The organism is Oceanobacillus luteolus, assembly GCF_023715655.1.
Lineage (GTDB): Bacteria > Bacillota > Bacilli > Bacillales > Amphibacillaceae > Oceanobacillus > Oceanobacillus luteolus.
Window position 1 is genome coordinate 83,958 of the sequence record NZ_JAMBON010000006.1, and the last position, 22,745, is coordinate 106,702.

The window sequence follows — 22,745 nt, forward strand, 5'->3', positions numbered from 1 at the left end:
GATGCTTGATTTAATATTATTTATCTTATTATTATTTGGTCTGTTTATTGGACTTAATCGAGGATTTATATTGCAATTCTTTCATTTAATTGGATTCATTACGGCTTTTATTGTTGCTGCGATGTATTATGGAAAGCTTGCAGAAGAGTTGAAATTATGGATTCCATATCAGGAGCTGACCAACCATGAATTGTGGCCCGACTTCTTACAAATGCTGCCTGTGGAATCTGCTTTTTACAGTATTGTATCGTTTGCAATCATATTTTTCGTCGTAAAAATAATCCTTCAAATTGTTGCGACTATGCTTGACTTTGTTGCTGCCATTCCAGTAATCAAATCAGTCAATAAAATATTAGGCGCAGCTTTAGGATTTTTGGAAATTTATCTAATCGCATTTGTTATTTTATTTGTACTTGCATTAACACCAGTTGAAACTATTCAGACATTGATTAACGATTCTTCCATTGCAATATTCATGCTGGAAAAAACACCATATTTCTCAGACAAACTGTTTGAACTAATCCAAACATATGTTATGGATAATCAAAACTAAATAAGTAACTTATTTACATACTTATACAAGATGTTAACTAGCTAATTGAATAGCAAAGAAGTCAATCCTGATCCCCAGTCCAAGTATTTCTAGTTTTCCTAATTAACCTCGCGGTGCTAGGCGACGGGGGCTCACTTTGGACTGTTCTCTTGAAGGAGTCTCGAGGTATTTGACTGGACCCAGACGATAGTAAATTGGACGTTGGGTGTTTTATTTTTAATAACAGATATAATGTTTTATAGGTATGAATAGTATTTCCCGGATATTGCGAATGTATATGCAAAAAATGGTATGCAATGAACCAGCTAATAGTTCTCCTCGGAGCAGCCCCCGATACACCGGAGACTCCTGTGGGAGCGAAGGCATCGGTGAGACCCCGCAAGGCGCGTGCGCCTGAGGCAGACTAAAACCGCCACGTCCTGTGGCAACGTCTGCACTAGCACGTTCTGTGCGTCAGAGGCTCACCAGCCGCCCACAGAAAGCGAAGGTGTATCGGGGGCTGCGAATCCAGAGAGGATACTAAATTCATGTCATATAATTCTTCAACAGATATAAACATAGATCAATTCGTCGTATTAGTATTACTACTCGATTTCATTTACAATAGTAGTAACAATACCGGATCGGTCTTTTTTTAGGTAAAAAATATTAAGCAGGTGAGTGTTTTGGCGATTAATAAAAAAGATGTCATAAAATTATTGGAACAGATTGCAATTTATCTTGAACTGAAAGGAGACAATCCATTTAAGATAAGTGCATATCGTAGAGCTGCTCAGAGTTTGGAAACAGACGAACGCTCATTGGATGAGATTGATGATGTAACAAAAATAAAAGGCATTGGAAAAGGAACAGGAGCAATCATTAATGAATACATAATGGAAGGCAGATCGTCAGAACTTGAACAACTCCAAAAAGAAATTCCAGCAGGTCTGATACCATTACTACAACTGCCAGGACTTGGCGGAAAGAAATTATCCAAGTTATATAAAGAACTGAATGTTATTGATGCAAACAGTTTAAAGGCTGCATGTGAAAATGGAGAAGTTGAAAAGCTCGCAGGCTTTGGTCCTAAAACTGTGAAAAATATTTTGACCGCTTTAGAGGAAGTGGGTAAACGCCCTGAACGTTTATCCATAGCAATCATGCTACCTGTTGCGGAAAAAATCGAGCAATTTTTATCAAATATAGAAAGCATCAAACGCTATTCCATTGCGGGTAGCTTGCGCCGAATGAAAGAGACGGTAAGGGATATTGATTTCATCATTTCTACAGATAACCCTGAGGAAGTAAGGGATGAGTTGTTATTACTTCCTACCATTAAGGAAATCATTGCTAAAGGTGAGACCAAAGTATCTGTTACCTTGGAAGAAGTATATGACATCAATGTAGATTTTCGAATCGTTAAGGATGATGAATTCACAACTACCTTACATCACTTTACTGGTTCAAAGGAACATAATGTCGCGATGCGCCAGCTTGCAAAATCCCGAGGAGAAAAAATTAGTGAGTATGGAGTAGAGGTGGAAGACACTAAAGAAGTCTTGACATTTACTGATGAGCAAGCATTCTTTGAACATTTTGATCTTCATTACATCCCTCCGGAGATTAGGGAAGATGCTGGAGAACTTAAACTATTTAAGGATAAACAAGAATTTATTGAACTCTCGGATATTCGTGGAGATTTGCATATGCATACAACTTGGAGTGATGGAGCACAAAGTTTAGAAGAAATGGTGCGCAAAGCAATTGAGAAAAAATACGATTACATTGCGATTACAGATCACTCCAAATTTTTACGAGTTGCAAATGGTTTAGATGAAGATCGTTTACGAAAACAACGAGAAGAAATTGAAATTCTCAATGAGAAGTATCCAGAGATTCAAATTTTTGCAGGTGTGGAAATGGATATCCTACCTGATGGTTCACTTGATTTTCATGATTCGTTTTTAAAAGAGATGGATTTTGTCATAGCTTCTATTCATTCGAGCTTCAATCAAAGTGAAGATAAAATTATGGAGCGGTTATATACTGCATTGGAAAATCCCTATGTACATTTAATAGCTCACCCAACTGGAAGACTTCTAGGACGTCGCGACGGTTATCGGGTAAATATAGAAAAACTGATTGAAAAAGCGAAAGAAACAGATACTGCCTTAGAGATTAATGCTAACCCGAATCGATTGGATCTTGCTTCCTATTACGCAAAGCAAGCGCAAGAAGCAGGTGTGAAACTTGCTATCAACACAGATGCACATAGCTACGAAACTTTGAGGTTTATGAAATATGGTGTGAGTACTGCTAAGAGAGGTTGGATTAAAAAAGATACAGTGTTAAATACGATGCCTCTCACTGAAATCAAAGAATTCCTAGGTAGAAATAAATAGAGGTGGATTTATGAACCAACGTGTACTTCAAGTACTTGAATATAATAAAATAATTGATAAATTGATTGAGCAAGCTGAGACTTCTATTGGAAAGGAAGAAACAAGCAGGGTCGTCCCTGAGATAGAACTTTCCAAAGTAAATGTATTGCAAGAAGAAACCGATGAAGCTGTTCAAATTCTACGCCTAAATAAAGCAATTCCGTTTGGTGGCATACGTGATGTACGAGAAAGCCTGAAGCGTAGTGTCATTGGTGGTGTGCTAACTGCATCAGAATGTTTAGATATTGCTAATACGGTTTATGGTGGCAGACAAGTGAAGAACTTTATTACTGGTCTCGAAGAAGAGTTACCAATTCTGAAAGATTTAGTGGATGATATCGCCTCCTTGAGGGAATTAGAACAAGCTATTAGACGTTGCATTGATGATAATGGAGAAGTGTTAGACAATGCCTCCAGTAAATTAAGAAGCATCCGTTCTCAAATCCGAGCATTTGAAGCAAATGTACGAGAAAAGCTAGAAAGTTATACGAGAAGTCATAGTAAAATGCTCTCTGATGCAATTGTAACTATCCGAAATGATCGCTATGTATTACCTGTGAAGCAAGAATATCGAGCTCAGATTGGTGGAATTGTACATGACCAATCTTCTTCAGGACAGACACTATTCATGGAACCAAGAGCAGTTGTAGATTTAAACAATAAACTTCAGCAGGCAGTTCTAAATGAAAGGCAAGAGATTGAAAGGATTCTATCCGAATTATCTGTTCAAATTGCTGAGGTTGAACATGCGCTTACGTATAACTTGGATATTTTAGCTAAGATTGATGTTATTCATGCAAGAGCAAAGCTAGCTATGAAAATGAAAGCTAGTAAACCAACTATGAATGATTCTGGTGTAATAAAAATGAAACAAGCCCGCCATCCGCTTATTCCGGAAGATGAGGTGGTCGCCAATGATATTGAAATTGGTGAGGATTATACTGCGATAGTTATTACTGGTCCAAATACAGGTGGAAAGACTGTAACCCTAAAAATGGTGGGACTCTGCACCTTAATGGCACAATCCGGTCTCCAAATACCAGCATTTGATGATTGCCAACTGGCTGTTTTCGAAGAAGTTTTTGCGGATATAGGGGATGAACAGTCCATTGAACAAAACTTAAGTACATTTTCATCTCATATGAAAAATATAGTTTCGATAATGGAACATGTTAACGAAAAGTCTCTCGTCCTCTTTGATGAGCTTGGCTCCGGAACAGATCCAAGTGAAGGAGCGGCACTCGCCATGGCGATTTTAGACGAAGTTATCGATCGGAAAGCAAGGGTAATAGCAACCACCCACTACCCGGAATTGAAGGCATATGGATATAATCGTGAAAATGTAGTCAATGCATCGGTAGAATTTGATGTAGAATCTCTTCAGCCAACATATCGTTTGCTTATCGGGGTACCGGGAAGAAGTAATGCATTCGATATCTCCAGACGATTAGGATTGCGACCTGAAATAATAGATTATGCAAAAAGCTTGGTTGGTGTAGATTCCAAGAGTGTTGAAAATATGATAGCTTCTCTGGAAAAATCTAAAATCGCTGCAGAAAGGCAGTATGAAGAAGCATATCAAACCTTGCTAGAAAGCGAAAGACTTAGAAAAGAAATTGAAAAAGAATGGCAAACATTCGAGCAGAAAAAAGCAGAACTCTTTAGGAAAGCAGAGGAAAAGGCTGAAAAAGCTCTTATTCAAGCACGTGAAGAAGCCGAGATTATTGTTAATGAAATCCGGCAAATGAAGAATAATACCGCATTGAAAGAACACGAATGGATCGAAGCGAAAAAAATGCTGGAGGAAGCGCAACCGCATTTAAACAAAAAATCCAAGGCAACATCTGAAAATCAAAATGATGAAAAAGGGTCTCTTACTCCGGGTGATGAGATCAAATTATTGACAGTCAACCAGCAAGGAGTTGTTCTTGAGAAGTTAAGTGATTCAGAATACTTGATTCAAGTGGGAATTATGAAGGTAAAGGCTAAACGTAAAGATCTGCAATATATTGGAAAACAGAAGCTAGAAACAGAAAGAGTTGTCACAACCATTAGGGGCTCAAGTCACCGCGTAAAAACAGAGCTCGATCTACGGGGAGAACGATACGAGGATGCCATTCATCTATTGGAAAAATATATTGATGATTGTTTGATTGCCGGGTATTCCCAAGTAACAATCATTCATGGTAAAGGTACCGGAGCACTTCGTACAGGTGTACAAACTTTTGTTAAAAACCATCCTGCGATTTCGTCAGCAAGACCTGGTGGCAGTGGTGAAGGTGGTAGTGGTGTTACCGTCTTGGAGTTGAAATAGTATAACTGGAGGATGTTAACATGGAGGGATTTTGGGACCATATTATTGTGGTAACAGCTGCACGTTACAGTGTTGTTGTGCTATGTACGTTTATTTTTCTAGCTATATTTGAACTTGTCACATCGTATAAAAATTGGGAAGAAATCCGTAAAGGAAATGTAGCCGTAGCAATGGCCACAGGTGGGAAAATCTTTGGCATTGCTACGATTTTCCGGTATTCCATCGAACATAACGATTCTATGCTGCAAATGATTGGCTGGGGAACCTTAGGTTTTATCCTTTTATTGTTTGCCTATTTCATTTTTGAATTTCTATTGCCAACGATTAAAGTTGATGAGGAAATAGGAAAAGGGAATATTGCTGTTGGTTTATTGTCGATGGTTTTTTCTATTGGGATTTCTTTTGTAATTGGTGCAAGCATTACTTTTTAAGGAGGAGACAGCGTGGTATTTGAGCGATTAGCAAAGATTTTGTTCGGAGTAGCGATTGTATTTTTACTTGTTGGTGTATACTATATCTTTAATTGACAAATACAATAATTTTTTCTTGAAAAAGATAAATAAAATTTCTAAAAATAGAAATTACTCGGTATAATGGTTATAGTATATACAAAGGAGGAGATGATTTGGAAGCTGTGAAGAAATGGTACGATAATTATCCAAAGGAGATTCCCAAAAGCATTCCGTACGATGAGAAGCCTTTATATGCTTACCTTGAAGAAACTGCTTCTCGGTACCCAGAAAAGAAAGCGCTTCATTTTATGGGTAAAGAAATGTCCTACGCTGAGCTTTCTGACCAAGCGAAAAAGTTTGCCAATTATTTGCAATCGCTCGGAGTAGAAAAGGATGATAAAGTCGCAATTATGTTACCGAACTGTCCCCAAGCAGTCATTAGTTATTATGGGATACTAATGGCTGGCGCTATTGTAGTGCAAACTAATCCACTATATACAGAAAGGGAGTTGGAGTATCAGGTTAATGACTCGGAAGCAAAAGTCATCATTTGTTTGGATATTTTAGTTCCACGAGTCAGTAAGGTACAGAAAAAATCTAATCTGGAACACAAAATTGTAACCGCTATCAAAGATTACTTGCCATTTCCTAAAAACTTGATTTATCCGTATATCCAAAAGCGTGAATACAATATGGTCGTAAAAGTGGAGCAAAGCAAAGATACACATGTGTGGGAAAATATTATGAAAACGGCTGATTCGAATTACGTAAAAAGAGATATTAACCCGAAAGAAGACCTGGCACTCTTACAATATACAGGTGGAACAACCGGGTTTCCGAAAGGTGTTATGTTAACTCATTATAATTTGGTGGCTAATCTTCAAATGAGCGAAGCGTGGTTATATAAATCTAAACCTGGAGAGGAAACTGTACTTGCTGTGCTTCCTTTTTTCCATGTCTATGGTATGACAACTGTAATGAATTTCGGAATCAAGCAAGCTTCGAAAATTATTCTGATGCCTAAGTTCAATCCTGAGGATGTACTAAAAGTTATTGATAAGCAGAAACCAACACTGTTTCCGGGTGCTCCAACGATTTACATTGGACTGCTAAATCATCCAGATTTAAAGAAATATGATCTATCTTCCATTAAGGCATGTCTAAGCGGGTCGGCACCATTACCGATTGAAGTTCAAGAACAGTTTGAGAAGATCAGTGGTGGTAGATTAGTGGAGGGTTATGGACTGACCGAAACATCTCCAGTTACCCATGCTAATCCAGTATGGGAGAAACGAATAAATGGGAGTATAGGATTGCCTTGGCCAGATACAGATGCAAAAGTTGTAAGAGCAGGTACGGATGAAGAAGCAGACATTGGCGAAGTTGGCGAAATAGCTGTAAAAGGTCCGCAGGTCATGAAGGGCTATTGGAATAATCCAGAGGAAACGGAAAATGTATTGCGTGATGGCTGGTTCTATACTGGTGATATGGGATATATGGACGAAGAAGGTTACTTCTATATAGTTGATCGAAAGAAAGACATGATTATCGCAGGTGGTTATAATATTTATCCACGAGAAGTCGAAGAGGTTCTTTTTGAACATCCGGCAATCCAAGAAGTGGCTGTCGTGGGAGTTCCAGATCCATATCGCGGAGAAACAGTAAAAGCGTTTGTCGTTGTAAAAGAAGGGAAACAAGTAACAGAAGATGAATTAAATAGTTTTTGCCGTGAGAATCTTGCTGCTTATAAGGTTCCACGCAGTTACGAATATCGTGAGGAGCTTCCCAAAACTGTAGTTGGAAAGATTTTAAGAAGGCAATTGATAGAAGAAGAGGTGAAGAAACAGGAAGACCAATTGATTTCTGAATAATATTTGATCATGTATTAAAATGATTGACAGATAAGTAAGAAACTTATAAAATGGAAATATGAATGAATGGTCATTCATATTTCCGTTCTACTTATTAAGGAGAAAAAGATGAAAAGTAATAAACCGAAGTATCAACAAATAATTGAAGCTGCAGTGAAAGTTATTGCAGAAAATGGATATCATGCTTCTCAAGTTTCAAAGATTGCAAAGGAAGCGGGAGTAGCTGATGGAACGATATATCTTTATTTTAAAAACAAAGAGGATGTACTCGTTTCAGTTTTTGAAGAAAAAATGGGACAGTTCATTGATAAGATTGCTAAGGCGACTAGTGAACAAAGTGATGCTGAAAGTAAATTGAGGGTCCTCATCAATATGCATTTTTCCCAACTAGAAGAAAATCCAGACCTTGCGATAGTTACTCAACTTGAGCTTCGACAATCAAACTATACATTGAGGATGCAAATTAATAACGTATTAAAGGCTTACTTGACTGTGATAGATGAAGTCATTGCAGAAGGAATAAATAATAAGCAATTTCGCGATGACATCAATCCTGCGCTTATCCGGCAAATGATTTTCGGAACGTTGGATGAAGTGGTTACAAATTGGATCATGAAAGACAGAAAATATAAATTAGGTGATCAAGCGGAAGAAGTTCATAAATTTTTAAAACAAGGGTTGAAGTTAATTTAATTAATTTGTAGGGTAGTTGAACAGAAAAACAAATAGATTTTTATAGTTAATATTTTCAATATAATTGTTTTTCGATTAATATAGAATTCAAGGGGGGATGGCATTGAGTACAATTGTTCTGAATGTAGAAAACCATATCGCGTATTTGACGATTCAGAGTCCACCGGCAAATGCGCTCTCAAGTCAAATCATTAAGGACTTGAATGAGCTTCTGGATCAAATTGAGGAAAATCCAACAGTGAAAGCGATTGTCCTTCACGGTGAGGGACGTTTCTTTTCCGCTGGAGCTGATATTAAAGAGTTCACTTCTTTGCAAGCGCATTCAGACTATGAAAAGCTGGCTAAAAATGGACAAAGGGTGTTTCAAAGATTAGAAGATTTCAAGATACCTGTAATCGCGGCCATTCACGGAGCAGCATTGGGTGGAGGATTGGAACTTGCCATGGCTTGCCATATGCGAGTCGTAGCTGAGAACGCCAAAATTGGCTTACCAGAATTAAATTTGGGAATCATACCTGGCTTTGCTGGCACTCAACGATTACCACGATATGTTGGTCCTGCTAAAGCATATGAAATGATATTGACAGGTGAACCAATTTCGGGTGAGGAAGCAGTTGCTTTCGGACTGGCTAATCAAGCTGTTCACGAAGAAAAAGTATTAGAAGCAGCTACTCAACTAGCTGTGAAAATTGCGGCAAAAAGTAGGCCTACCATCAATCAAGTCATGGAACTTGTGAATTATAGCCGCTCCGATAAATTCTTGAAAGGTGTCGAAGCGGAGGCACAAGCATTTGGAAAAGTGTTTGGTACCGAAGATGCTAAAGAAGGCGTTCAGGCCTTTATTGAAAAGAGAAAACCTAAATTTATTGATAAATAATAGGCTGAGGAGGACTCAATTATGAACATTTACGTGTTATTAAAAAAGACATTTGACACAGAGGAGAAGATTAATCTTCACGATGGTAGGATTGATGATGATGGAGCAGAATTCATCATCAATCCTTATGATGAATATGCAGTAGAAGAAGCTATCAAACAAAGAGATGAACATGGTGGAGAAGTTATAGTCGTAACAATTGGTGATGAGGATTCCGAAAAACAGTTACGGACGGCATTAGCTATGGGAGCCGATAAAGCTGTTCTCATCAATACGGAGGAAGACCTTGAAGATGGTGATCAATATACAACAGCTAAAATTCTAGAAGCGTATTTTGAAGATAAAGAAGTTGATCTTATTTTAGCTGGTAATGTTGCGATTGATGAAGCCAGTGGACAAGTGGGGCCAAGGTTGGCTGAAGCGCTTGGTATACCATATGTAACTACTATCACTAACTTAACCATTGATGGGGAAGATGTAAGTATTGAAAAGGATGTAGAAGGGGATGTAGAAAGGATAGAAACAACCTTGCCTCTACTCGTTACTTGCCAACAAGGTTTAAATGAACCGCGTTACCCATCACTTCCGGGGATTATGAAAGCAAAGAAAAAACCATTGGAAGAATTAGAGCTGGATGATCTTGATTTAGACGAAGATGACGTAGAACCGAAAACAAAAACAATTGAGGTCTTTCTACCTCCTGCGAAAGAGGCGGGAAGAGTTCTTGAAGGTGATGTTCAAGATCAAGTCAAAGAATTAGTTTCCTTATTGAAAAACGAGAAGAAAGTACTATAAACGGAAATCATAGAGAGAGGGGAAGAGTGATGAGTAAATTATTAGTTATCGCAGAAGGTAGAGATGGTGCTTTACGTAATGTCTCATTCGAAGCAATTGCAGCTGCAAAAAAGATTAAATCGGATGCTGAGATTGTTGGCGTTGTCTTGGGAAAAGATGACCTGGAAGATAAAGCAAATGAACTGATTTACCATGGTGCTGACCGTGTTGTTACAATTGCTCATGAGAAGTTGCAAAACTATACTTCAGAAGGTTATGGTCAGGCAGTGCTCGCAATTGTTAATGATGAATCACCAGACGGAATTGTCATGGGTCATACATCGATCGGAAAGGATTTAACTCCAAAACTTGCTGCGAAATTGGATACAGGTCTTGTATCCGATGTAGTTGATATTGAAGTGAATGGAGACCGGGTGGAATATACGAGACCAATATACTCAGGAAAAGCCTTTGAAAAGAAAATCATTACAGACGGTTTGACCTTTGTAACGATCCGTCCGAACAACATTCCAATCCTCGACCGAGATGAGTCAAGAAGTGGTGATATAACGACAAAAGAAGTCGATGTTGCCGATATTCGTACAATTGTTAAAGATGTAGTTCGAAAAGCAAGTAAAGGTGTTGACTTATCGGAAGCGCGAGTAGTAGTCGCAGGTGGTCGAGGTGTTAAAAGTGCAGATGGTTTTAAGCCGTTATATGAATTGGCGGAAGTTTTAGGTGGAGCGGTTGGAGCGTCCCGAGGAGCGTGTGACGCTGAATACTGTGACTATTCGTTGCAAATTGGTCAAACCGGTAAAGTCGTTACTCCAGATCTCTATATCGCAGTAGGTATTTCAGGAGCAATTCAGCATCTTGCTGGAATGTCCAACTCAAAAGTAATTGTTGCGATTAACAAAGACCCAGAAGCGAATATTTTTAATATCGCTGATTATGGTATTATAGGGGATTTGTTTGAAGTTATTCCGCTATTGATAGAGGAGATTAAAGCAGTAACCGTAGAAGCCTAATCTATTCTGCATTATTTCCTGGACAAAGAGAGTTCTTGTCTGTTTTATCCCTCTTTTATATGAATAAGCAAATCATTAGGAAGTAAATAATAACGGTGATATACTCTTATAAAGTAAGCTGATTTTCTATAAAGGAGGAAATATTTTATGGCAATTGAAAATGTAACAGATCAAAGTTTCGCTGAAGCAACTTCTGAAGGCTTAGTACTAGCTGATTTTTGGGCACCTTGGTGTGGACCTTGTAAAATGATCGCTCCAGTACTTGAAGAAATTGATGGCGAAATGTCTGATAAAGTGAAAATCGTTAAGTTGGATGTAGACGAAAACCAAGAAACTGCAAGCAAATTTGGAGTAATGAGCATTCCAACTTTATTATTATTTAAAGATGGCGAAGTTGTTGACCAAGTAATCGGCTTCCAGCCAAAAGAAGCATTAACGAATTTAATTAACAAACATGCTTAATTCGTGTAAAATTAAATAGTCGAGAATTTAAAATCCCTTGTTGCATCAGAACAAGGGATTTTTAAACTTAAAGGAATGATTGAGTATGAACGAAATCATAAAAAGAAAGCTAGAAATACTCCCGGTCAATCCCGGCTGTTATCTCATGAAAGATAAGCATGGAACGGTCATTTATGTCGGTAAATCAAAGATGCTCCGTAATCGTGTACGTTCCTATTTTACAGGAGCACATGATAGAAAAACCCAACGACTTGTACAGGAAATAGTCGATTTCGAGTATTTCGTCACATCGTCTGAATTAGAGGCGCTTATCTTAGAGATGAATCTCATAAAAAAATATGATCCCAAATATAACGTAATGCTGAAGGACGATAAATCGTATCCATATTTAAAAATAACCAATGAAAGACATCCACGTTTACTAATAACAAGGAAAGTGAAAAAGGACAAAGGTAAATATTTTGGCCCGTATCCGAATGTCATTGCGGCAAGAGAAACGAAAAAGTTGTTAGATCGGATGTATCCTTTACGTAAATGCAATAATCCACCAGGAAGACCTTGTTTATACTATCATATGCATCAATGTCTTGCTTGTAGTGAGAATCCTCCAAAAAAAGATGATTATGCGGAAATCGTACAAGAAATCAGTTCATTTTTACAAGGTGGATTTAAAGATATAAAAGAAAAACTAAAAAATAAAATGTTTAAGGCTAGTGAAGCACTTAATTTTGAAAGAGCAAAGGAATTACGTGACCAAATCCAGCATATCGAGATAGTCATGGAAAAACAAAAGATGACAATGACTGACCGGACAGATCGTGATATTTTCGGTTTCACCTATGATAAAGGATGGATGTGTATTCAAGTTTTCTTTATGAGACAAGGAAAACTAATTGAACGGAATGTAAGCCACTTTCCAATTTATGATGATCCTGAAGAAGCATTCCTCAGTTATATTGGTAGATTCTACCTCCATCAAAATCACTTGAAACCGAAAGAGATACTTTTACCGATTGGGACCAAGCGAGAATTGGTTAGTGAGTTGTTGGGAGTTCAAGCTCTAACCCCACTTCGAGGCAGAAAGAAAGAATTAGTGGAATTGGCGACAAAAAATGCAAAAATCGCATTAGAGGAGAAGTTCCTGCTTATAGAAAGAGATGAGGAAAGAACAATCGTCGCAACTGAAAAACTCGGTGAGATACTCAACATTGAGACTCCTCATCGAATTGAAGCCTTTGATAACTCCAACATACAAGGAACGGATCCAGTATCCGCCATGATTGTATTTGTCGATGGTCGACCTAGTAAAAAGGATTACCGTAAATATAAGATACGGACTGTAGAAGGACCTGATGATTATGAAACGATGCGAGAGGTGATCCGTAGAAGATATTCAAGGGTATTGAAGGAAGGTTTACCGTTGCCAGATTTGATTATCGTTGACGGGGGTAAAGGACAGATCAGCGCTGCAACAGATGTTCTGGAAAATGAATTAGCATTGGATATTCCAATTGCGGGTCTTGTAAAAGATGATAGACATAAAACAAGTGAATTGTTATATGGTTCTCCTCCACAAATAGTACCTTTAGAAAGGCAATCGCATGAGTTTTATCTTGTGCAGCGTATACAGGATGAGGTGCACCGTTTTGCTATTTCATTTCATCGAAACCTTCGAAGTAAAGGATTATTCCAATCAGCTCTTGATGGAATTCCGGGTGTCGGGGAAAAGCGCAAGAAACTATTATTACGACATTTTAAATCTATGAAAGAAATGAAGATGGCTAGTGTAGAGGATATTACAAAACTAGGCATTCCCTCCAATACAGCGATGGAGATTATTAAACATTTGAATGAATCAGATGCTGTTGAAACAGGCGATACCAAACCGACACCATGAAGGATGCGCACTACTTTTGAATGATCAAAAAGCAGTGCGCATTTTTTCATGAATCTTAATTTGTATAAAGTACGGAAAATTGAACTTGATGAATGCGCTGATTGATTTCTTCTCTACATTCACATTCAACGCCTTCAACACGTTGCATAGCTTCCGCCAAAAATCCCGCTTCCAAACGGAAATCCGCATTGAAAGGACCTTTGAGACGTAACACGACTGAGTCTGAAAGTAAGTGGAAAATCTTTTCTTTTTTCTTTTCTTTTACTAACTCTAATTTACCTAGGCCTAATGTATCAAAAATAACTGTGATATCATCTATGGATTCCATCTCAAATTTACGAGCCAGATTTCTACCTATGAAATATAAAAGGGTAGGTGATTCTTCCCCTAAAAGGTCGGGTAGCGCTATATAGCGTAGCACATCAAAACCCGCTCCTGCAGTATGTAAATCTTCCAGTTTGGAAATGGGTATGTTACTTGGCTGTTTTTTCATTTACGTCACCCTCTCGTATATAATCTTTTCTATTATACAATATAAATGGATTGCAGGTTAATTTGTCTTTTGAAATAAGTATCGCTTTTGTTTCCTGACACTCCACAAACAGTAAGTATGATTGGTCTGCAATTCTTTACCGTTTTTTTGAATTGTATTTGCCGAAATCTTCTATCAATCTAGTCTTATTATGTATCGTTTGATTTAATTTCGCAATGGCAATATTTAGAGTTGGCAAAGGTTGGAAATTAAATAATTGTAGGTTTATAGTAGATTCTGAATGAAAGTGTTCTACAGTGAATAATTTAAATTAAATCGTTTTCTTGACGGTTTATCAACTTAGAAGTACAATAAATGTGTTGTAATTTTGTATCATTTTGAGGGAAGTTGAAGAATTTTAAATTAAAGTTACCCTTAAAAATGATCACTCTATATGAAACTATTAAAACTACAAGGGGGGAAAAACATGGCGGGGCAACGTGATTTTTATTGGAGAAGGTTACATTCATTGCTGGGTGTTGTTCCAATTGGAATTTTCTTAGTTCAGCACTTGGTGATTAACCACTTTGCCGTGTATGGAGAAGAAAGCTTTAATAAAGCAGCAGGATTTATGGCAGGGCTTCCATTTGTGATACTTTTGGAAATCTTTGTGATTTATCTGCCTATTCTTTATCATGCAGTATTAGGGGTGTACATAGCATTTACTGCAAATAATAATGTAGCGAGATTTGGATTTTTCCGTAACTGGATGTTTAAGCTTCAACGCTTAACAGGTCTGATTACCATTGTATTTATTGCATGGCATGTATGGGAAACACGTGTTCAAATAGGGCTTGGCAACGCAGATTTAGACTACAGCCTGATGGAAGGAATTCTTTCCAGCCCATTCATGTTCTGGTTCTATGTAATTGGTGTTGTTGCTGCGGTGTTCCATTTTGCAAACGGCCTATGGAGCTTCTTTGTAACATGGGGTATCACACAAACACCTAAATCACAACGTGTAATGACTTATGTAGCACTCTTCATCTTTTTTGCAGTAAGCTACATCGGTGTTAGAACATTAATTCAATTTGCTTATGGTGTGTAAGAGTAGTAAATAGGGGAGTGAGTCAATTATATGAGTAATCGTAAAGTTGCTGTTGTTGGTGGGGGTCTTGCAGGTTTAATGGCTACCATTAAAGCAGCTGAAGCAGGTGTAAAAGTAGATTTATTTTCAATTGTTCCTGTAAAACGTTCTCACTCTGTATGTGCCCAAGGTGGAATCAATGGAGCGGTTAATACGAAAGGTGAAGGGGATTCACCAATGCTTCATTTTGATGACACAGTATACGGTGGAGACTTCTTAGCTAACCAGCCACAAGTAAAGGCGATGTGTGAGGCGGCTCCGGGAATTATACATATGTTTGACCGGATGGGAGTTATGTTTAACCGTACACCTGAGGGTCTACTTGATTTTAGACGTTTTGGTGGTACGCAAATGCACCGTACTGCATTTGCAGGGGCTACTACAGGACAACAATTATTATATGCTCTAGATGAACAGGTGCGTCGTTATGAAGTTGAGGGGTTAGTAACGAAGTATGAGGGATGGGAATTCCTTTCAGCTGTAATCGATGATGCAGGAATAGGCCGAGGAATTGTAGCTCAGAATATTAAATCACATGAGATCAGAGCTTTCCGTTCGGATGCGACAATTTTTGCTACAGGTGGACCTGGTATTATATTCGGTAAATCTACTAACTCGATGATCAATACTGGTTCTGCAGCAAGTGCGCTTTATCAGCAAGGTGTAAAATATGCAAATGGAGAGTTCATTCAAATTCACCCAACTGCAATTCCAGGAGATGACAAACTACGTCTTATGAGTGAATCTGCCCGTGGTGAGGGTGGACGAGTTTGGACGTATAAAGATGGAGAACCTTGGTACTTCCTTGAAGAAAAATATCCTGCTTATGGAAACCTTGTACCTCGTGACATTGCAACACGAGAAATCTTTGACGTGTGTGTAAACCAGAAGCTTGGAATCAATGGAGAAAACATGGTTTACCTTGATTTATCTCATAAAGATCCAAAAGAGCTTGATATTAAGCTTGGTGGAATTATAGAAATCTATGAAAAGTTCGTTGGTGAAGACCCGCGTAAAGTTCCTATGAAAATCTTCCCGGCTGTTCATTATTCTATGGGTGGACTATGGATTGATGAAACTCAAATGACGAATATACCAGGGATTTTTGCAGCGGGAGAGGCTGATTATTCACAGCACGGAGCTAACCGTCTGGGGGCCAACTCATTGCTTTCTGCCATTTATGGTGGTTCAGTTGCTGGTCCGAAAGCAATCGAATATATCGATGGCTTAAAAACTCATGCAGATGATGTGGCAGATAGTTTGTTTGAACAGGCAGTACTGAAAGAACAAGAACAATTCGATGAGATGTTAGCTATGGACGGTACTGAAAATGCTTATGCCATTCATAAAGAACTTGGAGAATGGATGACAGATAATGTTACCGTTGTACGTGAAAATGCTAAATTATTGAAGACTGATGAAAAAATCCAAGAATTACTAGAACGCTGGGAAAACATTAATATTGGTGATACTTCTCGTTGGAGTAACCAAGGTGTCATGTTTACTCGTCAATTGAAAAATATGTTGCATCTTGCACGTGTAATTACAATTGGAGCCTATAAACGTGACGAAAGCCGTGGCGCTCACTACAAACCAGAATTTCCTGAGCGTAATGATGAAGATTTCCTGAAGACAACAATAGCAGAATTTGATACGAAGAATGAAGAACCGGTCATTAGCTACGAAGATGTTGATGTGTCACTCATCAAACCAAGAAAACGTGACTACACAACAGTAAACTAAGAGGGGGAGAATACAGATGGCTGAACATAGTACAGTTGAGTTTATAATAACTCGTCAGGACAGTCCCGACTCTAAGCCCTATGAAGAGACGTTTCATGTTCCATACCGTAAAAATATGAACGTCATTTCCGCATTAATGGAAATTCAAAAAAATCCGGTAACTGCAGATGGCAAGGAAACAACACCGGTTGCTTGGGAAATGAGTTGTTTAGAAGAAGTTTGTGGTGCTTGTTCCATGGTGATCAATGGAACGCCTCGACAATCTTGTGCCGCGTTGGTTGACCAGTTAGAGCAACCAATTCGTTTAGAACCGATGTCGACATTTCCGGTTGTACGTGATTTAATTGTTGATCGTGAACGTATGTTTGATGCATTGAAGCAAGTGAAGGCATGGATTCCTCTTGATGGAACGCATGATCTTGGGCCAGGTCCAAGAATGCCTGAAAACAAACGTCAATGGGCGTATGAACTATCTAAATGTATGACTTGTGGTGTATGTCTCGAAGCTTGCCCAAATGTGAATGACAAATCAGACTTCATTGGTCCGGCTGCTCTTTCACAAGCTCGTTTATTCAACTCACATCCAACAGGTGCAATGCATGCGAGCGAGCGCTTAGAAGGATTGATGGGTGAAGGGGGCATAGCAGGTTGCGGTAACTCGCAAAACTGTGTGCAAGTTTGTCCAAAAGGTATTCCACTTACCACTTCCATTGCAGCGATGAACCGTGCAACGAATCTTCACGCATTCAGAAGCTTCTTTGGTAGTGATGAAGCACTATAATGAATAGTATTACTTGAAAGTATTAAAATGGTCCTTTCCAATGTTGGTAAGGGCCATTTGGCTTAGTTGGGAGGAAAGTGTAATGAAATCGATCGATTATATTCATGACTTTGAACAGTGGCAGTCAGGCTTTTCATTTTCACTACCAATTAAAGTACGTTTCTCAGAAACAGACTTATATGGGCATGTTAACAATACATCTGTCTTTATATATTTTGAAGAAGCCCGTATCGAGTATCTGAATAGCCTCGGTTTATTTAAAGAACTTGGGCAAGACGAACTCGGTTTTGTTGTGGCTGATTTACAATGTAATTATCTGCGTCAGATGTATTTCAATGAGATTATTCATTTTTATGTAAAGGTGGAATCAGTTGGTAATACGTCATTTGATATCCACTACATGGCTAAGAACGAAAAAGGTGAAATTACATTAACAGGGAGAGGCCGATTAGTTACGATTGATTTGATAAAACAGAAACCACAAATCATCCCTGCTGCCATGAGGATTGTACTAGAAGCTGAAATGAAAAAACAATAACTAGAGGAAAAAAAGGAACAAACCGACTTTCCGAAGTAGAAAGTCGGTTTTTATTAAAGCTTAAGTTCTCCCATACGGAGAAGCTCCACTACTGCCTGTGATCGCCCCTTTACCCCTAACTTCTGCATCGCATTTGAAATATGGTTACGTACCGTTTTTTCTGAGATGAATAGTTTCTGGGCAATTTCTTTTGTTGTCATGTCTTGTACAAGCAGTTCAAATACTTCCTTTTCTCGCTTCGTTAATAATTGCTTCGGTTTATAGTTGCTGTCCTTCAAATTGATAACCCCTCCTTGCTCTTGATAGAGCTGCTTTTTGAAGGGAATTATTTAGTCATTATAGCTTATGAAAGGTTTACGATTTAGTGCGTAATAAATCACCCAATTTGTTGGAACTTTAATCGTTAGTCTTGATGAGGAGAAAGTTAGTCCAGCTTTGAAGTTCTTAAAATAATCGTTATACTTATTTACTATGTATGTAATAAAAATTTGTTATACTAATCTAGAGTATGGATAAAACAACGATAAGTTTTAAATACTTAGCAAGACTTGTACAAAAGTAGGAGGATACTATATGGAGCATAACAAAACATCACCAGAATCAATCGTTAAGATTGAAAAAAGGTTGAGATATATATCGGGAATGATTAAACAGAATGGAAGGAAAATCCTACATAATTACCCAATTACTTCTCCACAATTTGTTGCTTTACAATGGCTGTTGGAGGAAGGGGATTTAACTATTGGTGAGCTTTCTAATAGAATCAGTCTTGCATTCAGTACGACGACTGATTTAGTCGATCGGATGGAAAAGAATGACCTTGTTGAACGGATAAGAGATGAGAAGGATCGACGAGTGGTGAGAATTCATCTATTGGAAAAAGGAAAAGTAATTATTCATGAGGTTATTGAAAAACGACAAGAATATTTACAAGAAGTATTACAGGGGTTCGATGTAGAGCAAGCAGCTACATTAAATCATCTGCTTGATTTATTATACAACCGTATGAAAGAAGTAAACAAGAAATCTTAAAAAGGCGGAAGAGAAAGTGAATAGACCGATTGGAGTAATTGATTCAGGTGTAGGAGGTTTAACCGTTCTACAAGAAATGATGCGGCAGCTGCCGAGGGAAAAACTTATTTATCTTGGCGATACTAAGCGTTGTCCTTATGGACCAAGATCCAAAGAGGAGGTCCAAAAGTTCACTTGGGAAATGGTGGACTTTTTACTGGAAAAAGAAATTAAATTGCTGGTGATAGCTTGTAATACGGCTACAGCGTTTACAATAGAAGATTTGAAAAATAAGTTGGATATTCCTGTGATCGGTGTTATTAATCCAGGTGCTAGAGCGGCTATTAAAGCTACAAAAAATCATCATATTGGAATCATTGGGACAGAGGGAACGGTGAAAAGTGGAGCTTATCCAGAGGCTTTAGAACGTATAAACCCTAAAATACATGTAAAGGCGTTAGCATGTCCACCATTTGTTCCAATGGTGGAAAGAGGAATCTTTGCTGGAGATGAAGCGAAAGAAACGGTAGAGAAGACTCTTAAGCCATTAAAGAGTCTTAAAAATTTAGATACATTAATTTTAGGTTGTACACATTATCCATTATTAAAGCCAATTATCCAACAGGTGGTCGGTGATAATGTAACCGTAATTTCTTCAAGTGAAGAAACCGCTAGGGAAACAAGTGCTGTTTTGGAGATTGAACAGTTACAAAATAAAACTGGCTACCACCCTGTCCACGAAATATATTCAACCGGAGACATGGAGCTCTTCGATAAAATAGCCCAGCAGATTTTTATAAATGGGAAATACAAAGAACTTATCATAAAATCAGCAGAAATCGAAAAAGATTAGCCCATATAAGGCTAATCTTTTTTCTTGGTTTAACAAACAATTTAAATAGACTGTAGAATTGGATTCAGGATACTTTCTTTCCGTCCGCAGCCCTCCGCGGAAAGCTAGAGGTATTTGGACTGCGGACTTCCAGTAGAGGTTCTTCTTAATTCAATAATTTAAGAGTTAGTATTAAATGTTCAACTGAAATAAGTTATTTTTTTGAAGAAGGTCTATTTTTGAGGGATAGCTCGTATATATTGTAGTACAAACCATCGTAGGGGGGTTATTGCATGAAAGCGAGTCGAATAATTTTACCTGGAGTATGTGCTTCCATCTTATTACTATCAGCCTGTTTCCAAGGGGAACAGTCATCCATTGAAATCGATCCACCTAACAATGCAGAAGCAGTTAATGATACAACAGGTAATGAAACGGAGGAAGTTAAAGCTGAAGAGGAGGGTAGCGAAGCAGATGTACTCGAAACAACTGCACGTCAACTATATTTAATAGATGCAAACGGTATGGTTGCTTCGCAAATCCTGGAATTACCACTCCTTGAATCTAGAGAGGTGGCTACACAAGTATTAGAATACTTAGTTGTAGATGGTCCAGTCACTGAAGTGCTTCCTAATGGATTCCGAGCGGTTTTACCTGCTGGAACAGAAGTACTTGGGGTGAATCTCCTTGAAGATGGGACGATGATTGTGGATTTGTCTGAGGAATTCAAGGAATATGCCGCAGAGGATGAAGTGAAAATCCTTGAATCCATTACACATACTCTAACTCAATTTGAGAATGTGGACCGCGTCCAACTTTGGGTAAATGGACATCCACTGGATGAAATGCCAGTGAATGGCACACCAATTGGTAAAGGGTATTCAAAGGCGAATGGAATTAATGTTGTTCATACCGATACAATTGACTTTATCAACAGTGAAGCAATAACCATGTATTATCCGGTGAGTTATCAAGAAAACCAATATTATATCCCGGTTACTCAATATGTTGAGGCTGGTGATGAAGAAAAATATGAATCTATCGTAACTTCACTACTTGATGGACCTGGTTTTCTGACGAATGTATTGCATGTCTTTAACGACGAAACGATGTTGGTTGACGAACCGACAATTGCCGATGGTGTATTGGAGCTTACATTTAATGAAGCGATCCTAGAAGATAGTGAACAATCCATTATTGCAGATGAAGTAATCGAAACTCTTGTAAGGACTCTAACCGCTCAAGATGGAGTGGATGCTGTCGACATCAAAGTGGAAGACAGGGAACAGGTTAATAATGAGAACGGTGAAGCTTACACTGAGCCAGTAACAGCAGACAGCTTTCTTCCTTCGGACAAACTCTAGAATTTTAAAACCAGCAGTAATTGGACTGCTGGTTTTTTTGTGATTAAAATAGTCCTTGGTTTCGTAATTTTTCTTTAGAGAAAAGTATGGTAAGCTAGGTTTGATGAATGAGGAGGACGTAACTATGAGAAAAGATGGAAGAACAACAAACGAACTTAGACCAATTAAAATTACAACAGATTATATTATGCATCCAGAAGGGTCAGTATTAATAGAGGTAGGCAATACGAAAGTAATCTGTAATGCAAGTATAGAAGATCGGGTACCGCCTTTTATGAGAGGTCAAGGGAAAGGATGGATAACCGCTGAATACTCTATGCTACCGAGAGCTACAGAACAAAGAAATATTCGTGAATCGTCTAAGGGAAAAGTATCAGGTAGAACGATGGAAATACAGAGATTGATAGGTAGGGCATTACGATCTGTAGTAGACCTTGAGAGTTTTGGAGAGCGTACGGTATGGGTGGACTGTGATGTTATTCAAGCAGATGGAGGAACTAGAACGGCTTCGATAACTGGCGCATTTGTCGCTGTAGCACTCGCTTTTGGAGTTCTGCTGAAGAACAAAAAAATCAATCAATTGCCAGTAAAAGATTATTTGGCTGCAATCTCGGTTGGAGTTATGTCGACAGAACATGAGGTTATTGATTTAAACTATGAAGAAGATGCGGAAGCGAGAGTTGACATGAATATCGTTATGACAGGAAATGGAGAATTTGTTGAAATACAGGGGACAGGCGAAGAAGCAACCTTTTCCAAAGAACAGTTGTTTAGCATGCTTGATTTAGCTGACCGAGGAATTCAGCAACTATTTGACATCCAAAAAGAAGCGTTAGGCGAACTAGGTGAATTGATTGGAAGTGAAAGGCAAAGCAAGGGAGCATACGAATGAAGAAAATATTGATTGCGACTAGAAACAAAGGAAAAGTAAGAGAGTTCCGAGATTTTTTTCTTAAATATGATATTGAAGTGGAATCATTACTTGATATTCAGCAGGACCTTCCAGAGGTAGAAGAAACAGGGAAGACTTTTGAGGAGAATGCGGCAATTAAAGCTGAACAAATCGCTGAAATATTAAAAGTCCCGGTATTAGCAGATGATTCAGGGTTGATGGTTGATGCGTTAAATGGGGCACCGGGTATCTATTCTGCAAGATATGCAGGTGAAGGAAAAAGCGATGAAGATAATAATCGGAAACTATTAAAAGAATTGTATCAAGTTCCCAAAGGTGAACGTTCTGCTCGCTTTGTCTGCGTCCTTGCCATTGCAATCCCTGGGGAAGAAACCACTTTCTACAGAGGAGAGTGTGAAGGTGAAATAGGCACTGAACCTAAAGGAATTAATGGGTTTGGTTATGATCCCCTTTTTATTCCGAACGATTATGAGCAAACGATGGCTGAACTTGATCCTTCCGAGAAGAATAAAATCAGTCACCGGAGTCATGCGATTAGAAAATTGGAAAGTTGGGAAAAAATCATTAAAGGCTAAAGTAGGAATTATGTTTAAACCTCGA

22 protein-coding genes are annotated in these 22,745 nt (G+C 38.3%); 20 read left to right on the forward strand and 2 right to left on the reverse strand.

What is annotated here, in order from left to right:
• The first annotated feature begins 1 nt into the window (after nt 1).
• The 11 genes from M3210_RS06430 to uvrC all read left to right on the forward strand — a co-directional run bounded on the left by M3210_RS06430 (nt 2) and on the right by uvrC (nt 13,344).
• Entirely contained in the window at nt 2–553 is a 552-nt protein-coding gene (locus M3210_RS06430; protein ID WP_251512560.1) for a CvpA family protein, read from the forward strand.
• A gap of 665 nt (nt 554–1,218) precedes the next feature.
• The gene (gene polX / locus M3210_RS06435) at nt 1,219–2,937 is read left to right on the forward strand and encodes a DNA polymerase/3'-5' exonuclease PolX (protein WP_251512561.1); all 1,719 of its coding nucleotides are present in this window, start codon (nt 1,219–1,221) and stop codon (nt 2,935–2,937) included.
• Between the two features lie 10 nt (nt 2,938–2,947).
• Nucleotides 2,948–5,290: an endonuclease MutS2 gene (locus M3210_RS06440; RefSeq protein ID WP_251512562.1), complete on the forward strand. Its 2,343-nt coding sequence runs from the start codon at nt 2,948–2,950 to the stop codon at nt 5,288–5,290.
• 20 nt (nt 5,291–5,310) lie between these two features.
• Nucleotides 5,311–5,721: a DUF350 domain-containing protein gene (locus M3210_RS06445; protein ID WP_251512563.1), complete on the forward strand. Its 411-nt coding sequence runs from the start codon at nt 5,311–5,313 to the stop codon at nt 5,719–5,721.
• A gap of 194 nt (nt 5,722–5,915) precedes the next feature.
• A complete protein-coding gene (locus M3210_RS06450; protein ID WP_251512564.1) occupies nt 5,916–7,613 on the forward strand; it encodes a long-chain-fatty-acid--CoA ligase in 1,698 nt (565 codons plus the stop codon).
• Nucleotides 7,614–7,721: 108 nt separating this feature from the next.
• Complete coding sequence (fadR, locus tag M3210_RS06455) at nt 7,722–8,306, forward strand: fatty acid metabolism transcriptional regulator FadR (RefSeq protein WP_251512566.1); 585 nt, start codon at nt 7,722–7,724, stop codon at nt 8,304–8,306.
• Between the two features lie 103 nt (nt 8,307–8,409).
• Nucleotides 8,410–9,183 carry an enoyl-CoA hydratase gene (locus M3210_RS06460; protein WP_379597457.1) on the forward strand — a complete coding sequence of 258 codons (774 nt, stop codon included), beginning with the start codon at nt 8,410–8,412 and terminating at the stop codon, nt 9,181–9,183.
• Nucleotides 9,184–9,204: 21 nt separating this feature from the next.
• Nucleotides 9,205–9,978, forward strand: coding sequence for an electron transfer flavoprotein subunit beta/FixA family protein (locus tag M3210_RS06465; protein ID WP_251512570.1), 774 nt, complete (start codon nt 9,205–9,207; stop codon nt 9,976–9,978).
• 26 nt (nt 9,979–10,004) lie between these two features.
• Complete coding sequence (locus tag M3210_RS06470) at nt 10,005–10,985, forward strand: electron transfer flavoprotein subunit alpha/FixB family protein (protein WP_251512572.1); 981 nt, start codon at nt 10,005–10,007, stop codon at nt 10,983–10,985.
• A 147-nt stretch (nt 10,986–11,132) separates the two neighbouring features.
• A complete protein-coding gene (trxA, locus tag M3210_RS06475; RefSeq protein ID WP_251512575.1) occupies nt 11,133–11,447 on the forward strand; it encodes a thioredoxin in 315 nt (104 codons plus the stop codon).
• Nucleotides 11,448–11,532: 85 nt separating this feature from the next.
• The gene (gene uvrC / locus M3210_RS06480) at nt 11,533–13,344 is read left to right on the forward strand and encodes an excinuclease ABC subunit UvrC (RefSeq protein ID WP_251512577.1); all 1,812 of its coding nucleotides are present in this window, start codon (nt 11,533–11,535) and stop codon (nt 13,342–13,344) included.
• A 55-nt stretch (nt 13,345–13,399) separates the two neighbouring features.
• On the opposite strand, the gene M3210_RS06485 is transcribed toward uvrC, so the two are convergent.
• Nucleotides 13,400–13,837 (reverse strand): DUF2507 domain-containing protein, encoded by a 438-nt coding sequence (locus tag M3210_RS06485; RefSeq protein ID WP_251512579.1) that lies wholly within the window; start codon nt 13,835–13,837, stop codon nt 13,400–13,402.
• Between the two features lie 466 nt (nt 13,838–14,303).
• Between M3210_RS06485 and M3210_RS06490 the strand changes: the two genes are divergently transcribed.
• The 4 genes from M3210_RS06490 (at nt 14,304) to M3210_RS06505 (ending at nt 18,025) form a co-directional block, all read left to right on the forward strand.
• Nucleotides 14,304–14,924 (forward strand): succinate dehydrogenase cytochrome b558 subunit, encoded by a 621-nt coding sequence (locus M3210_RS06490; RefSeq protein WP_251512581.1) that lies wholly within the window; start codon nt 14,304–14,306, stop codon nt 14,922–14,924.
• 30 nt (nt 14,925–14,954) lie between these two features.
• Complete coding sequence (sdhA, locus tag M3210_RS06495) at nt 14,955–16,706, forward strand: succinate dehydrogenase flavoprotein subunit (RefSeq protein WP_251512584.1); 1,752 nt, start codon at nt 14,955–14,957, stop codon at nt 16,704–16,706.
• Between the two features lie 16 nt (nt 16,707–16,722).
• Nucleotides 16,723–17,487: a succinate dehydrogenase iron-sulfur subunit gene (gene sdhB / locus M3210_RS06500; protein WP_251512585.1), complete on the forward strand. Its 765-nt coding sequence runs from the start codon at nt 16,723–16,725 to the stop codon at nt 17,485–17,487.
• Nucleotides 17,488–17,569: 82 nt separating this feature from the next.
• A complete protein-coding gene (locus M3210_RS06505) occupies nt 17,570–18,025 on the forward strand; it encodes an acyl-CoA thioesterase (protein ID WP_251512586.1) in 456 nt (151 codons plus the stop codon).
• 53 nt (nt 18,026–18,078) lie between these two features.
• Here M3210_RS06505 and M3210_RS06510 read toward each other — a convergent pair whose 3' ends face one another.
• Nucleotides 18,079–18,303 carry a helix-turn-helix domain-containing protein gene (locus M3210_RS06510; RefSeq protein WP_156857869.1) on the reverse strand — a complete coding sequence of 75 codons (225 nt, stop codon included), beginning with the start codon at nt 18,301–18,303 and terminating at the stop codon, nt 18,079–18,081.
• 295 nt (nt 18,304–18,598) lie between these two features.
• On the opposite strand from M3210_RS06510, the gene M3210_RS06515 reads away from it, so the two are divergent.
• The 5 genes from M3210_RS06515 to M3210_RS06535 all read left to right on the forward strand — a co-directional run bounded on the left by M3210_RS06515 (nt 18,599) and on the right by M3210_RS06535 (nt 22,720).
• Nucleotides 18,599–19,057, forward strand: coding sequence for a MarR family winged helix-turn-helix transcriptional regulator (locus M3210_RS06515; RefSeq protein WP_251512588.1), 459 nt, complete (start codon nt 18,599–18,601; stop codon nt 19,055–19,057).
• 16 nt (nt 19,058–19,073) lie between these two features.
• Nucleotides 19,074–19,889, forward strand: coding sequence for a glutamate racemase (racE, locus tag M3210_RS06520; RefSeq protein WP_251512590.1), 816 nt, complete (start codon nt 19,074–19,076; stop codon nt 19,887–19,889).
• A gap of 272 nt (nt 19,890–20,161) precedes the next feature.
• Nucleotides 20,162–21,232 (forward strand): GerMN domain-containing protein, encoded by a 1,071-nt coding sequence (locus tag M3210_RS06525; RefSeq protein ID WP_251512593.1) that lies wholly within the window; start codon nt 20,162–20,164, stop codon nt 21,230–21,232.
• A gap of 124 nt (nt 21,233–21,356) precedes the next feature.
• Entirely contained in the window at nt 21,357–22,124 is a 768-nt protein-coding gene (gene rph / locus M3210_RS06530; protein ID WP_251512595.1) for a ribonuclease PH, read from the forward strand.
• Entirely contained in the window at nt 22,121–22,720 is a 600-nt protein-coding gene (locus tag M3210_RS06535) for an XTP/dITP diphosphatase (protein ID WP_251512597.1), read from the forward strand. The genes rph and M3210_RS06535 overlap by 4 nt, the downstream gene beginning before the upstream one ends.
• Nucleotides 22,721–22,745 lie beyond the last annotated feature (25 nt).